Origin of the sequence: Acidocella sp. (assembly GCF_035535915.1) — a bacterium.
Classification (GTDB): Bacteria; Pseudomonadota; Alphaproteobacteria; order Acetobacterales; family Acetobacteraceae; genus Acidocella.
The window spans coordinates 1-13,762 of the sequence record NZ_DATLPB010000053.1; the positions used below are offsets into that span (position 1 = coordinate 1).

Consider the following 13,762-nt stretch of genomic DNA (forward strand, 5'->3'; position numbering starts at 1 on the left):
TGGGGCGGCGGCAATCAGGGCCCGACGCTCTATTGCCGCGACCCGAGCCGCTATTCGGACTCCGTCACCACGTTCGAGGTGCCGGAAGGCCATGACGCGGAAAGACTGCGCAAGGTTCTGCTCGAGCGCTATAATGTTTCCACCGGCGGCGGGCTCGGTGCGCTCTCCAACCGGGTGTTCCGCATCGGCCATATGGGCGATTTGAACGAGGCGATGATCCTCGGCACCCTCGCGACGGTGGAAATCGCCCTGGGCGAGGTGGGCATGCCGCACACCAAAGGTGGCGTGATGGCGGCGATGGAGTCGCTCGCAAAATGACGTTGCAGGTCAAAATCATCCCGGTCACCCCGTTCCAGCAGAACTGCGCGCTGATCTGGGACAGCGAGACCAAGGACGCGGCGGTGATCGATCCCGGCGGCGATGCCGCCACGATCGCCGCCGCCATCGCCCAGGAAGATGTGCAGGTGAAGGATATTTTCCTCACCCACGGCCATCTCGACCATGCCGGCGGTGCCGCCGAACTCGCGGGCAAGTTCGCCGTGAAAATCACAGGGCCCGGCGAGGCCGACGATTTCCTGCTCCGCAGCATCAAAATCCAGGCGGATTCCTTCGGTTTCCGGGCCGAGAATTGCACGCCGGATGCCTGGCTGAAGGAAGGCGACGTCATCACCATCGCCGGCGTGTCCTTCGACGTGCTGCATTGCCCGGGCCACACGCCGGGCCATATGGTGTTCGTCAGCCGCGCCTTGAATTTCGGCATTTTCGGCGACGTGCTGTTCCGCAACTCGGTCGGCCGCACGGATTTCCCGTATAGCGATCCCGCGGCGCTGATCACCGCAATCAAGACAAAGCTGATGGTGCTGCCGGATGATTTCACCTTCATCTGCGGCCATGGCCCAGCCTCCACGATCGGCGCGGAGCGGCAGAGCAACCCGTTCATTCGTTAGAAAGGAAGCGCTTCTTTTTTAAAAAAAAGAAGCAAAAAACTTTTGTTATGCCGGGCCATGGGCGTTGGCGCTGACGCAGCCTGAGGCCCAGCATAGCAAAGTTTTTTTGCTACTTTTTGTTCACAAAAAGTAGCCTTCCTTTCTCGCTTTCCTGCCTCTGTGCCTCAAACCGGCTCGATATCCATCCACGACAAATGCCCGCCTTTGCCTGCGCCGGTGTCCAGAAACACCGCGCGGCCGCCGGAGGCATTGTCGCGGATATAGGGGCGGCCGTCCTGGCTGCGGCGGTCATGGCCGCAATACACCGTGATTCCGGCGGGGATATCCTCGATCCAGTCCAGCAGGCGCTCGGGCCTTCCGGCTTCCGTGGCGCGGCCGGTGGTCTGGCCGAACAGAGCGCGCGCCAGCAGCGGGTCGGGGCGGCGCGTGGGGAAAGGCGGGGGCGGCTGGCGGCGCATCGCCGGGTGAAACCCGCCATGCACGAACAAAGCCCGCGGCGTCGCCACCCAGGCCGGCGCGTCCATGATTTCCTGCAGCGTGCGCTTGTGCATGGACAGCGGCAGTTCCGCCAAAGTGCGTTCCACGGCATCACCCGTCACGTGATGCCCGAGCAGGCCGCGCGCCAGTTTGAAATCATGGTTGCCGAGCAGGAACATGCCGCGTTGCTCGTCGATCAGCCGGAACATGATGGCGAGCGCCCCCGGCGTGTCCGGCCCATCATCCACCAAATCGCCCAATTGCACGATGTAGCGGTCGGTCTCGGCGGCCAGGGCAAAGGCGCGCGAATCGCCATGCACGTCGCCGACCACGCGCAGGGGAACGCCGGCGGGGATCATGCTTTGATCCGCGCATAGGCGGCGAGTGCGCGCGCACGGCCTTCGCTCAAGGAGACGATCGGCAGCTTATAGGTTTTGCCCAACTCCACGCCGGCTCGGCCTAAGGTTTCGGCGCTGGCTTCCCAAGGCGCGTGGATATCGGCGTCCGGCAGCAAGGCGAGTTCGGGCACATAGCGGCGCACATAGGCGCCATCTGCATCGAATTTGCGCCCCTGCAGCACGGGGTTGAACACCCGGAAATAGGGCGCGGCGTCGGCGCCGCAGCCGGCCACCCACTGCCATGAGGCGCCGTTCGCCGCCTCATCGGCTTCGCACAGCGTGTCCCAGAACCATGTTTCCCCTTCCTGCCAGGGCAGAAGCAGGTGTTTGGTGAGGAAAGAGGCGCAGATCATGCGAACGCGGTTATGCATCCAGCCGGTCTGCCATAATTCGCGCATGCCGGCATCGACGATGGGAATGCCGGTCCGGCCGCGCTGCCAGGCACGCAGCGCGCTTTCGTCGTGCCGCCAGGGCATGGCGGCGAATTCCCGTCGGATCGGTTCGCGGCGCAAATCCGGATGCTGCCAGAGCAGGTTGAGGGAGAATTCCCGCCAGAGCAGTTCGCCGCGGAATTTTTTCACCCCGTCGCCCGGCCCGGCGACGGCCGCCACGTGCCAGAGCCGGCGCGGAGAGATCTCGCCGAAATGCACATGGGGCGAGAGTTTCGACGTCCCGTTAAGGCCGGGATGATCGCGCGCCGTCGCGTAATTCTGCACCGGCCCCGCCAGGAATGCCTGCAGCCTTGCCTGCGCGCCGGCCTCGCCCGGGGTCCAGCTTTCGCGCAGGCCGCCGGCCCAATCGGGATGGCGCGGCAGGAGGCCCCAATCCTCCAGCCGGTCTGATTTTACCCCCGTGACTCCGGGAATATGCGCCGGCGCCGCGACAAAATCCTGCGGCACGCCAGTCTCGAAACAGGCCCGCGCGAAGGGGCCGTAGACACCATAGAGACCGCCGGTCCGGGTGCGGATCTGGCCGGGCGCGAACAGGCTGGCGGAGGGGTGAAGGTGGAAAACGATGCCGCGTCGCCCCAGCGCCTCTTCCAACGCCTGATCCCGCCGGCGCAGGGCGGGGCTGAAACTGCACGCCGCATGCACGCTGCCGGCGTCGATTTCCGCCGCCAGTTCAGGGATGATCTCAGCGGCATTGCCACGCCGCAGCACCAGCATGGCGCCGCGCGCCTGCAGGTCCGCGGCGAGAGCGGCGAGCGAGTGATGCAGCCACCAGCGCGCGGCCGCGCCGATCGTGTCATCGAGGATATAGAGGGCGAGGGTTTTTTCGCCCGCCGCCCGCGCGGCGGCGAGCGCTATGTTGTCATCCAGCCGCAGATCGTTGCGAAACCAGATGAGGCTCGATGTCATGCCACCTCGGCCATGCGGCCAAGCTGCTCCAGGGCGAAGGAGAAGAGCTGATCCTGGCCAAGCAGGAACACGCGCAGGCCACGCGGGAACAGCCGGGAGATCGCCGGGTCGTGCACGTCCAGCCCGCCGGTATAGGCGCCGAAGGCGGGCAGCATCAGCCGCGTCGCGTCGGTGACGAAGCAGGGGCGGCTGACGCGCTTGGCGCGGGCCTCGATGCTGGCCTTGGGGTGGAAATGGCCGGAAATCTCGATCTCGCGCGGGCCGAGGGCGGGCAGGGCCTGGTGGCGGAAGGTGAACGGGCCTTCGCGATATTGCGCCACCGACAGGCCGGGCATGCCGGTCGGCCCGGCATCATGGTTGCCGGCGATCCAAATGAACTGCGCCTCGCGGGCCATCGCCTCGATGCGCGCGCGGTCGTCCTGGCTCAGCCGGCCGGCGGCGCTGCGGTCGTGAAAACTGTCGCCCAGGGCGATGACCTTTTTCGGCCGGTACAACCGCACCAGGCGGTTCAGCCGTTCCAATGTCGCGCGCGTGTCATAGGGCGGCAGCAGTACGCCACGAGCGGCGAGCGAGGTGGATTTCTCGAAATGCAGGTCGGCAACGATGAGCACCCGCTTGGCCGGCCAGAAGGCGGCGCCCGCGGGGTCTAACATCAGCCGTTCGTCACGGAAATGTAGCGGTGCGGCGGTCATGGCGGGTCAACAAGCATATTCCGCACGCGTGGGCTACGAATAAATTTTCGTTCCGTGGGGCTTTCCAATGTCGCTTCCGCAACCAGAGCCTCGGTTTCTGCTAACAAAAACTCCTCGGCGGCGCTGTGCTGAACCTGTTCGCGGCCGATTTCCAGCAGCACCGGCACTGCAAGGGGCGAAACCCTGCTCAGCACCATATGCGTGATCCTGCCCCGCGCCCGGCGCAGCAGCGCGGCGATGCGGCCAAGATCGATCAAGCCCCTGGCGGCGTCGGACCGAGTCGCGCGGAGCAGGATATGGTCGGGCTGGTGCTTGCGCAGCACGTCGTAGATCAGGTCTGAATTCACCGTCACCTGGCGGCGGTTTTTATCGGCGCCGGGCTGGTGGCGCGGGATCAGCCCCGCGATCACCGCCACCTGGCGGAAGCTGCGGCGCAGCATGGAGCTGGTTTCCAGCCAGGCTTCCAGATCGTCGCCGAGCAGATCCTCTTCCAGCAGCCGGTCGATGTCGTAAGGCCGCTCGAGCGACCAGGTGGCAAGCACGTAGTCGGTGGCGACGAAGCCGAGCGGGTGCAGGCCGAACCGCTCCATGCGGCGGGTCAGCAGCATGCCCAGCGTCTGGTGCGCATTGCGCCCCTCGAAGGCGTACACCACCATGTACCACCGCCGGCCACGCGGAAAACTCTCCACCAGCAGCCCGTCGGGGCCGGGCAGGCGGGAGCGGCGGCGCTGCAGCATCAGCCATTCCTGCACATCCGGCGGAAACCCGCCCCAGGCGCCGGCATTGTGCAGCATGGCGCGCACGCGGGCGGCGAGGTTGGTGGTCAACGGCATCCGCGCCCCTTCATAGGCGGGGACCTTGGGCTCCTTGCCACGCCCTTCGGCGACTTCGATCACGGTGTCGCGCAGGCGCAGGAAGATCAGCAGGCGGCCGGCGAACATGAAACTGTCGCCGGGCGTGAGCAGGTTGACGAAATATTCTTCCACTTCGCCGAGAGGGACGCCGAAGCCGCGTTTTTTGCCCACCAGCCGGATTTTCAGCATCGGCGCCTCGACGATGGTGCCGATATTCATCCGGTGCTGGCGCACCACCCGTTCAGTGGCGACGTACACATAGCCCTCGGCATCGCGGAACAGCTTGCGATAGCGCTCATAAGCGGCGAGGGCGTACCCGCCATTTTCGACGAAGCGCAACACATCGTCGAAATCGCTGCGGGAAAGCTGGGCGTAGGGCGCGGCTGTGATGATTTCAGCGAACAGATCGTCGGGCAGGAATTTGCCGGCGCAGGCCATGCCGAGAATATGCTGGGCCAGCACGTCGAGCCCGCCGGGGCCGGGCGGGTCGCCATCCAGCGCCTGGGCGGCCACGCCCGCCATCGCCGCCTCGCATTCCAGAACCTCGAACCGGTTGGCCGGCACCAGAACCGCGCGGGAGGGCTCGTCCAGCCGGTGGTTGGCGCGGCCCAGCCGCTGCAGCAGGCGCGAGACGCCTTTCGGCGCGCCGACCTGCACCACCTGGTCCACGCCGCCCCAGTCGATCCCAAGATCGAGCGAGGAGGTGGCGATCACGGCACGCAGCCGCCCGGCCTCCATCGCCGCCTCCACCTTGCGGCGTTGCGCGACATCCAGGCTGCCATGGTGCAGGGCGATCGGCAGGTTCTCCTCGTTATGCTTCCAGATCTCCTGGAACAGCAGCTCCGCCTGGGCGCGGGTGTTGACGAACACGATGGTCATCCCCGCCTGCCTGATGCAGGCCAGCACCGCGCCGGCGGCCTGCAAGCCCATATGGCCGGACCAGGGAATGGTGCCCGGCGGCGGCAGCAGCCTTACCTCCGGGGCGGCGCCCGGGGCGGCCTCCACCAGCCGCGCGGCGCTTCCGATATAATCCAGCATCGCCTGGCGGTGCGCGACGGTGGCCGAAAGCCCGACGACACGGGCCGGGGAGAGCGTTCTGATCCGGGAGAGGCAAAGTGCGAGCTGGTCGCCGCGCTTGGTGCCGGCCAGAGCGTGCACCTCGTCGACCACCACGCAAGCCAATGTCCGGAAAAAGACGGCGCTGTTTTCGTCGGTGAGGAGAAGATGCAGCGATTCCGGGGTGGTGAGCAGGATGTTCGGCGGCATTTCGCGCTGCCGGGCGCGGCGGTTCGCCGGCGTGTCGCCGCTGCGGGTCTCGATCGTGACGGGCAGCGCCAGATCGTCAACCGGGGCCTGGAGGTTGCGGGCGATGTCTGTGCCCAGCGCCTTCAGCGGGCTGACATAGAGCGTGTGCAGGCCGGGCCCGGGCCGCGCGGACAAATCCACCAGGCTGGGCAGGAAACCCGCCAGGGTTTTGCCGGCACCAGTGGGGGCGATCAGCAGCGCATCCACCCCGTCGGCGGCGGCCTCGAGCATTTCATGCTGGTGCGACCGCAGGACCCAGCCTTTTTTGGCGAACCAGGCGGCAAAATGAGCTGGCAGGGCGGCCATGCTGCACCATATGGTGTTTTCATGGTTTGTTCTACAAGCTTCACGTGGACAACGACCCCGCTTTGACCCCGCGCCCGGAAAGCTGGCTCATGCCGACGAAGCAGGGCCTGTACTGCCAGCCGGGCGATTTCCACATCGACCCGCTGCGCCAGGTCCCGCGCGCGGTGATCACCCATGGCCATTCGGACCATGCGCGGCCGGGCCATGAGCATGTGCTCGCCACGGCGGCGACGCTGGCGCTGATGCGCACCCGCATGGGCGCGGAACGGGCCGGGGCGCGGCAGCAGGCGCTAGCCTATCACGAACCGCTCGCCATCGGCGACGTGCGTGTGACCCTGGTGCCCGCTGGGCATGTGCTCGGCGCGGCGCAAGTGGTGCTGGATTACCGGGGCAGCCGCGCGGTGGTGTCGGGCGATTACAAGCGCCAGCCGGACCCGACCGCAGCACCTTTCGAGCCGGTACGCTGCGACCTGTTCGTGACCGAGGCGACGTTCGGCCTGCCGGTGTTCCGGCACCCGCCGGCGGAAGACGAAATCAAGCGCCTCCTGGACTCGATCACGCTGTTTCCGGAGCGCACGCATGTCATCGGCGCCTACGCGTTGGGCAAATGCCAACGCGTGATCGCGATGCTGCGGCAAGGCGGCTACGACGCGCCGATCTATCTGCACGGCGCGCATATGCCGGTGTGCGACGCCTACCGGGCGCTGGGCGTGGCGCTGGGCGAGCTCCGCCCGGCCACGGTTGCCGCGAAGGCGGATCTGCGCGGCGCGGTGGTGCTGGCGCCCCCCGCCGCCATGGCCGACCGCTGGGCGCGGCGGCTGGAAGACCCGGTGCTGTGCATGGCCTCGGGCTGGATGCGCATTCGCCAGCGCGCCAAGGCCGGCGGCGTGGAACTGCCGCTGATCATCTCCGACCATGCCGACTGGGACGATCTGCTGCGCACCATCCGCGAGACGCAGGCCCCGGAAATCTGGGTGACGCACGGCGCCGAGGAAGCGCTGATCCACGAAGCGGGCAAAATGCAGATCCGCGCGCGGGCGCTGTCCTTGATCGGCTACGAGGATGAGGAATGAAGGCGTTCGCCGAGCTGCTGGAGCGGCTGCTCTACGCCCCCGCGCGCAACACCAAGATCGCCCTGCTGCTTGCCTATTTCACCGGCCGCCCGGATCCGGAGCGCGGCTACGCGCTGGCCGCCATCGCCGGGGCGCTGGATTTCCCCGGCGCCAAACCGGCCGTGCTGAAAGCGCTGGCGCAAGCGCGCACAGATCCGTTCCTGTTCGAGCTGTCCTACGATTTCATCGGCGACCTCGCGGAAACGATCGCGCTGATCTGGCCGGGCACCGGCACGCCTCATCCGCCGGACCTGCCCTCGGTCATCCGCGCCTTGCACAATGCGCCGCGCGACAAAATCCCGGGGCTGATCTCCTTCTGGCTGGATGAATGCGATCCTTCCACCCGCATCGCTTTGATCAAGCTCATTACCGGGGGCTTGCGCGTCGGCGCCTCGCTGCGGCTGGCGCAATTGGCGCTGGCGGAGATGGGCGGGGTGGAGGTGCAGGCGGTCGAGGAAGTCTGGCACGGGCTGGAGCCGCCCTATGAAGACTTATTCTCCTGGCTGGAAGGAAAGGGGGCCAAGCCGGACACGCAAGAGCGGCCGGTCTTCCGCCCGGTGATGCTGGCGCATCCGCTCGAGGCGCCGGAGCTCTCGCGCCTGGACTGGGCGGCGCATCGCGCGGAATGGAAATGGGACGGCGTGCGCGTGCAACTGGTCGCGACCCCGTACGGCAAACGGCTCTACACCCGCACCGCCGACGATATTTCTAGCGCTTTTCCGGAAATTCTCGAAGCCATGAATTTCCACGCGGTACTCGACGGCGAGCTGCTGGTGATCCGCGACGGCGCGGTGGCGCCGTTCAGCGATCTGCAGCAGCGGCTCGGGCGCAAGATTGTCTCCGCTGCCTTTCAAGCAAAATTTCCTGTCGGCGTGCGGCTCTATGACATTCTGTTCGACGGCGTCGAAGATCTCCGCGCGCGCCCTTTCGACGCGCGCCGCGCCCGGCTGGAAGCCTGGTTCGCGATGCAACAGCCGGCGCGAATGGATCTGTCGTCGCTGATCGCGTTCACCGGCCTCGAGGATCTGGCCGCGCTGCGGGAGGGTGCGCGCGAGGCGGCGATCGAAGGGTTAATGCTCAAACTTGGAGACTCCCCCTATCTCGCCGGCCGCCCGAAAGGCGCCTGGTGGAAATGGAAACGCGCGCCGCTCAGCCTGGATGCGGTGCTGATGTATGCGCAGCGCGGCCATGGCAAACGCTCGTCTTATTACTCGGACTACACGTTCGGCGTTTGGAACGAAAAGGGCGAGCTGGTGCCGGTCGGCAAGGCCTATTCCGGCTACAGCGACGAGGAGCTGATCTTTATTGACCGCTGGATCCGCAACCACACCACACAACGCTTCGGCCCGGTGCGCGAAGTGGAAAAGTGCCTGGTGTTCGAGGTCGGGTTCGATGCCGCGCAGCTTTCCACCCGCCATAAATCCGGCGTTGCCTTGCGCTTTCCGCGCATATTGCGGCTGCGAACTGACAAGCCGGCGGCGGAGGCCGACCGGTTGGAGACCGTGCGGGGTTTCATTGTTTAGGAGGAAGTAAGAAAGCAGCCGCTTTTTGAAAAAAGCGGCGCAAAAACTTTCATTGCGCTGGGGCGGAGACATTAAAACGGCACGGGCCCAATGCGGCAAAAGACTTCCTTTTGTTCATGAAAGAAGCCTTCCGATTTCGCAACGGCTTGTTGTAATGGTGGGCTGGTTTGAACAGAACCGGCCGGATCATGAAACGACAATGAAATAGCCGAGGGCTACGTCCCTAAAATCGTTCGTAAGGGACCTCTCCATCGCATGGCTGTTTCGTTAAATGCTCCTTTAGGACAACAATCTTCATTATCCGCCGGCCCCTGGGATGCGTATAGTTGTCACCCGTGGAGGAGGAAAGCATGGAAACTTCAAGACACGATGCCGCGCAGGATCGGGCCCGTGCGGCGATGGCGGTAATGCCCGAGACTTTCGTGCGTAACTGGCAGTTGACCGGCCTCAGGGTTTTGCGTGCGCAGGAGCGAATGCTGCACGGCATGATGTCCGCGGCGCGGCTGGAAATGCAATTCGGCCAGGATTTGCTCATGAGCCGGATGGCCCGCCTCAACACGAGAAGCGAGGATGGCGGCCACAGCGACGGTGCGTTTCAGGAATTCGACCGCATGATCACCATGATGCGGGAAGTGACCGAGGAGTTGCGCAGCGGCTTCAATGAAGCGACGCATATGCTGACCGAGACCGCCGATGAAGCGATCGAGAAAACCGGGGCGGCAGCGCAGAACATGGCCGACAGATCCGCCGAAGCGGCCCAGGAGAGCCTGCAAAACAGCGGGAAATTCACCAAGAAGGTCGTGGAATCCTCCGACGATTCCGAGAAGGAAGCCCAGCGGCGCTCGGTGTGAGCATTCGACGCCGCTGACCGGCGAGCGGGACCGGTTTTTACCGTCCCGCGCCACTTGGCATTATAGCGCGGCTTTGACCTTCGCTTTCGTCGCCGGCTTGGCCGCCGCTTTTGCAACTGGTTTAGCCGCCGCCTTCGCAGCCGGTTTGGCCGCCGCCTTCGCAGTCGGAACTTTTGCCGCCGCAGCTTTTTTCACCGCCGGGCGCGCTTTGGCCTTGGCAGTTGGAGCCGTGGCTGGCTTCTTGGCGGTCTTCTTGGCCGCGCCCTTGCGGCCCCGTGGTGCCAGCACCTTGCCTTTTTCCGCCAGCAGCGCCACGGCCTCATCCAAAGTCACATCGGTGAGTTCCGTGCCTTTCGGCAGATTGGCGACCATGTTGCCCCATTGCGCATAGGGGCCGAACCGTCCCTTGCGCGCGACCACCGGCTCCTTGTCCTTGGGGTGCTCGCCCAGGCTGCGGATCGAATCCTGTTTCTTGCCGATTAAATCCATCGCCCGGTTCAGGCCGATATGCAGCACGTCGTCATCGCGGTCGAGCGAGGCATAGATCGCGCCCATTTTGACATAAGGCCCGAACCGCCCCACCGCCGCCTCGATCTTCTGCCCGGTTTCCGGATGCAGCCCGACCAAACGGGGCAGGGACAAAAGCCCGAGCGCGTCCTCCAGGGTCAGCGTCTCGGGGCTCATGCCGCGCGTCAGCGAGGCCCGTTTCGGCTTGGCCTTCTTGTCGGCCGGGTCGGGCTCGCCCTGCTGCACATAAAGCCCGTAGGGGCCGCGCTTGAGGGTAATGTCTTCGCCGGTCTCGGGGTGCTGGCCGAGCAGACGCATGCCGTCCTTCAGCGTGTCATCCGGCGTCTCGCCGCCATCCACCGCCAGCTTGCGCGTGTATTGGCAGGTCGGATAGTTCGAACAGCCGATGAAGCTGCCGAAGCGCCCTAGCTTCAGCCCGATGCGGCCGGTGCCGCAAGCCGGGCAGGAGCGCGGGTCGGACCCGTCCTCACGTGCGGGGAAAAAATGCGGCCCGAGATCGGCGTCCAGCGCGTCGATCACATCCGAGATTTTCAGTTCCTTGGTCTGCGCCACCGCCTCGGAGAAATCGCTCCAGAAGGCGCGCAGCACATCGCGCCATTGCGCGTTGCCCTCGGCGATCTCGTCGAGCTGCTCCTCGAGATTGGCGGTGAAGCCGGTATCGACATAGCGGGAGAAGAAGCTGGTGAGAAAGGCCGTAACGAGGCGGCCGCGATCCTCGGGGATAAAGCGCCGCGCCTCGAGGCGCACATAATTACGGTCGCGCAGCACGCCCAGGATCGAGGCGTAGGTGGACGGCCGGCCGATGCCGAGCTCTTCCATCTTCTTCACCAATGAGGCTTCGGAGAAGCGCGGCGGCGGCTGGGTGAAATGCTGGTTGGCCTCGACCTTGGCGGTTTTCAGCGGGTCATCCTTGCCGATCGGCGGCAGGATCCGCGCGTCGTCATCCTCCGCCGGATCGTCGAGATCCTCGCGGTAGAGGCGCAGAAACCCGTCGAAGGCGAGCACCGAGCCGGTGGCGCGCAGGGTCTGGCCCTTACCATCGGTCATGTCGACGCTGGTCTGGTCGAGCTCCGCCGCCTGCATCTGGCAGGCCATGGCGCGCTTGTAGATCAGCTCATACAGCCGCGCCTGCTCGGAGGAGAGCATCCGGGCGACACGCTCGGGCTTCAAGCTTGCGTCGGTGGGGCGGATCGCCTCGTGCGCTTCCTGCGCGTTCTTCGCCTTGGAGACATATTCGCGGGGCGCCGCCGGCAGATAATCCGGCCCGAAGTCACCTTTGATCTGCGCGCGCAAGGCGGCAACAGCTTCCTTCGCGAGCGTCACGCCGTCGGTTCGCATATAGGTGATCAGGCCGACCGTCTCGCCGCCGATTTCCACGCCCTCGTAAAGCTGCTGCGCCAGGCGCATCGTCTGCTGCGAGGAGAAGCCGAGCTTGCGGCTCGCTTCCTGCTGCAGCGTGGAGGTGATGAACGGCGGCGGCGGGTTGCGGCGGGTACGCTTTTTCTCGACCGCGGCAACCGTGAAGTTCCCGGCCTCGACCGCCTGCTTCGCGGCCAGCGCCTTGGCCTCGTCGCCGAGGTCGAACTGGTCGAGCTTCTTGCCCTGGTAATGCGTGAGGCGGGCCGGGAAGGGCGCGCCGGAGGGCGTCACCATGCCGGCTTCGATGGTCCAATATTCGCGTGGGCGGAAAACCTCGATCTCCGCCTCGCGCTCGCAGATCAACCGCAGCGCCACGGATTGCACGCGCCCGGCCGAACGGCTGCCGGGCAGCTTGCGCCACAGCACCGGCGAGAGCGTGAAGCCCACCAGGTAATCCAGCGCGCGGCGGGCGAGATAGGCCTCAATCAACGGTTGGTCGAGCGCGCGGGGCGCGGCCATCGCCGCCGTCACCGCGGATTTGGTGATTTCGTTGAAGGTGACGCGCAGCACGTTCACGCCCTTGAGGGCGTTCTTGTCCTCGAGCATCGCGCGCACATGCCAGGAAATCGCCTCGCCCTCGCGATCCGGGTCGGTCGCCAGATAGAGGGTGCCGGCGCCCTTCAGGGCCCGGGCGATCTCGCCCATATGCTTCTGGCCGCGCTCATCGGCTTCCCAGAGCATGGCAAAATCCTCGTCGGGACGGACTGAACCATCCTTCGCCGGCAGATCGCGCACATGGCCGAACGAAGCCAATACTTTATATGAGTCGCCCAGATATTTATTGATAGTCTTGGCTTTGGACGGGGACTCGACAATGACGATATCAGTCAAAAACCATTTCCGTTCATGGGTCTACGTGGCGTGCCACCCGGTTGCCGGCAAGGGTTTCCACCCTTCCCGCGAGTTCTAGTTCAAGCAGGACCGCCGTAATGGCGCTCATCGACAGTTGGCAGCGCCGGACGATCTCGTCAACTGCGACCGGATCGGTGCCGATCATCTCCAGGACCAGACGACGGCCACGGGCCAGTTCAGCTTCGTCCGCCCGATCGTCGGCACCCAAGAGCGGCATCGGCAACTCAGCGAAACCGGGGGGCGCCACGCGCTGGAACATCGGATCTCGGGACAGGCCTTCGCGGCCCGGGAGATCGGGCAGATTGGCCAGCACATCGGCGGCTGATTCGGTCAGATGCGCGCCCTGGCGGATGAGGTCGTTGGCGCCGGCGGAGCGCGGGTCGAGCGGCGAGCCGGGCACGCCGAACAATTCGCGCCCCGCCTCGTTGGCGAGGCGCGCGGTGAGCAGCGAGCCGGAGCGCGCCGCCGCCTCGACCACCACCAGCCCCAGAACCAGCCCGGCGATGATGCGGTTGCGCTTGGGGAAATGTTTGGCGACCGGCGCGGTGCCGAGCGGGGCTTCCGCCACCACCGCGCCCTGTTCGGCGATGCGCGCCTGCAAAACGGCATGCTCCGGCGGATAGGGCATGTCGAGCCCGCCGGCGATGACGGCGACGGTCTTTCCCGCCCGCAAGGCACCGATATGGGCGGCCGCGTCGATGCCGCGCGCGAGGCCGGAAACTACGACCAGGCTTGCGGCCAGTTCCGCACCGAGCGTCTCCGCGAACCGCATGCCGTTGGCCGAAGCATTACGTGCCCCGACCAAGCCCACCGCACGGGCGGAGAGGATTTTGGGGTCCCCCAGCACCGCAATCGCCGGCGGGGCATCGGGCAGTTGCGCGAGAAACGGGGGATAGTCCGGACCGTCGAGGAACAGCATTTGCCCCCCCAGACGCTGCACGGCACGGAATTCGGCTTCGACCGTTGCGATGGCGGGGATCGCCGGCGCAGCAGCCCGGCCGCCGGCGCGGGCGAGCTCGGGCAGCGCCGCCAGGGCCTCCCGCGGTGTGGCAAACCGCGCCATCAGCCGCCGATAAGTGACCGGCCCTACGCTTTCCGTTCGGATCAGATGCAGGCGGTCAAAATCGGTCATGGCGGTAA

The 13,762-nt window shown here is 65.8% G+C and carries 11 protein-coding genes and 1 pseudogene; 6 read left to right on the forward strand and 6 right to left on the reverse strand.

The window, feature by feature from the left end:
• Positions 1-318, forward strand: a pseudogene (locus VNC39_RS06505) (serine--glyoxylate aminotransferase); the annotation flags it as partial.
• Positions 315-947 (forward strand): MBL fold metallo-hydrolase, encoded by a 633-nt coding sequence (locus VNC39_RS06510; protein ID WP_325397368.1) that lies wholly within the window; start codon positions 315-317, stop codon positions 945-947. The pseudogene VNC39_RS06505 and the gene VNC39_RS06510, both read left to right, overlap by 4 nt.
• 164 nt (positions 948-1,111) lie before the next feature.
• Here the strand turns inward: VNC39_RS06510 and VNC39_RS06515 are convergent, their stop codons facing one another.
• The 4 genes from VNC39_RS06515 to VNC39_RS06530 are packed head-to-tail and all read right to left on the reverse strand — an operon-like array spanning position 1,112 to position 6,337.
• Complete coding sequence (locus VNC39_RS06515) at positions 1,112-1,783, reverse strand: metallophosphoesterase (protein ID WP_325397371.1); 672 nt, start codon at positions 1,781-1,783, stop codon at positions 1,112-1,114.
• A complete protein-coding gene (locus VNC39_RS06520) occupies positions 1,780-3,180 on the reverse strand; it encodes a cryptochrome/photolyase family protein (protein WP_325397373.1) in 1,401 nt (466 codons plus the stop codon). Before VNC39_RS06520 ends, VNC39_RS06515 begins: the two co-directional genes overlap by 4 nt.
• Positions 3,177-3,872: a ligase-associated DNA damage response endonuclease PdeM gene (pdeM, locus tag VNC39_RS06525; protein WP_325397375.1), complete on the reverse strand. Its 696-nt coding sequence runs from the start codon at positions 3,870-3,872 to the stop codon at positions 3,177-3,179. Before pdeM ends, VNC39_RS06520 begins: the two co-directional genes overlap by 4 nt.
• Positions 3,869-6,337, reverse strand: coding sequence for a ligase-associated DNA damage response DEXH box helicase (locus VNC39_RS06530; protein ID WP_325397376.1), 2,469 nt, complete (start codon positions 6,335-6,337; stop codon positions 3,869-3,871). The genes pdeM and VNC39_RS06530 overlap by 4 nt, the downstream gene beginning before the upstream one ends.
• A gap of 89 nt (positions 6,338-6,426) precedes the next feature.
• Here VNC39_RS06530 and VNC39_RS06535 point away from each other — a divergent pair, with 89 nt between their 5' ends.
• From VNC39_RS06535 to VNC39_RS06550, 4 genes are all read left to right on the forward strand, one after another.
• Complete coding sequence (locus VNC39_RS06535) at positions 6,427-7,410, forward strand: ligase-associated DNA damage response exonuclease (RefSeq protein ID WP_325397378.1); 984 nt, start codon at positions 6,427-6,429, stop codon at positions 7,408-7,410.
• A complete protein-coding gene (locus VNC39_RS06540) occupies positions 7,407-8,972 on the forward strand; it encodes a cisplatin damage response ATP-dependent DNA ligase (RefSeq protein ID WP_325397379.1) in 1,566 nt (521 codons plus the stop codon). The genes VNC39_RS06535 and VNC39_RS06540 overlap by 4 nt, the downstream gene beginning before the upstream one ends.
• A gap of 25 nt (positions 8,973-8,997) precedes the next feature.
• Positions 8,998-9,180 (forward strand): hypothetical protein, encoded by a 183-nt coding sequence (locus tag VNC39_RS06545; protein ID WP_325397381.1) that lies wholly within the window; start codon positions 8,998-9,000, stop codon positions 9,178-9,180.
• A 142-nt stretch (positions 9,181-9,322) separates the two neighbouring features.
• Positions 9,323-9,823: a hypothetical protein gene (locus VNC39_RS06550; protein WP_325397383.1), complete on the forward strand. Its 501-nt coding sequence runs from the start codon at positions 9,323-9,325 to the stop codon at positions 9,821-9,823.
• Between the two features lie 60 nt (positions 9,824-9,883).
• On the opposite strand, the gene topA is transcribed toward VNC39_RS06550, so the two are convergent.
• Positions 9,884-12,601 (reverse strand): type I DNA topoisomerase, encoded by a 2,718-nt coding sequence (gene topA / locus VNC39_RS06555; RefSeq protein WP_325397385.1) that lies wholly within the window; start codon positions 12,599-12,601, stop codon positions 9,884-9,886.
• 13 nt (positions 12,602-12,614) lie between these two features.
• A complete protein-coding gene (gene dprA, locus VNC39_RS06560; protein WP_325397387.1) occupies positions 12,615-13,754 on the reverse strand; it encodes a DNA-processing protein DprA in 1,140 nt (379 codons plus the stop codon).
• Between the last annotated feature and the right edge of the window lie 8 nt (positions 13,755-13,762).

Bases quoted from the DNA above. Each gene is read 5' to 3' on its own strand.
- VNC39_RS06510 (WP_325397368.1), top strand. From the start codon at position 315: ATGACGTTGCAGGTCAAAATCATCCCGGTCACCCCGTTCCAGCAGAAC.
- VNC39_RS06515 (WP_325397371.1), bottom strand. From the start codon at position 1,783: ATGATCCCCGCCGGCGTTCCCCTGCGCGTGGTCGGCGACGTGCATGGC.
- VNC39_RS06520 (WP_325397373.1), bottom strand. From the start codon at position 3,180: ATGACATCGAGCCTCATCTGGTTTCGCAACGATCTGCGGCTGGATGAC.
- pdeM (WP_325397375.1), bottom strand. From the start codon at position 3,872: ATGACCGCCGCACCGCTACATTTCCGTGACGAACGGCTGATGTTAGAC.
- VNC39_RS06530 (WP_325397376.1), bottom strand. From the start codon at position 6,337: ATGGCCGCCCTGCCAGCTCATTTTGCCGCCTGGTTCGCCAAAAAAGGC.
- VNC39_RS06535 (WP_325397378.1), top strand. From the start codon at position 6,427: ATGCCGACGAAGCAGGGCCTGTACTGCCAGCCGGGCGATTTCCACATC.
- VNC39_RS06540 (WP_325397379.1), top strand. From the start codon at position 7,407: ATGAAGGCGTTCGCCGAGCTGCTGGAGCGGCTGCTCTACGCCCCCGCG.
- VNC39_RS06550 (WP_325397383.1), top strand. From the start codon at position 9,323: ATGGAAACTTCAAGACACGATGCCGCGCAGGATCGGGCCCGTGCGGCG.
- dprA (WP_325397387.1), bottom strand. From the start codon at position 13,754: ATGACCGATTTTGACCGCCTGCATCTGATCCGAACGGAAAGCGTAGGG.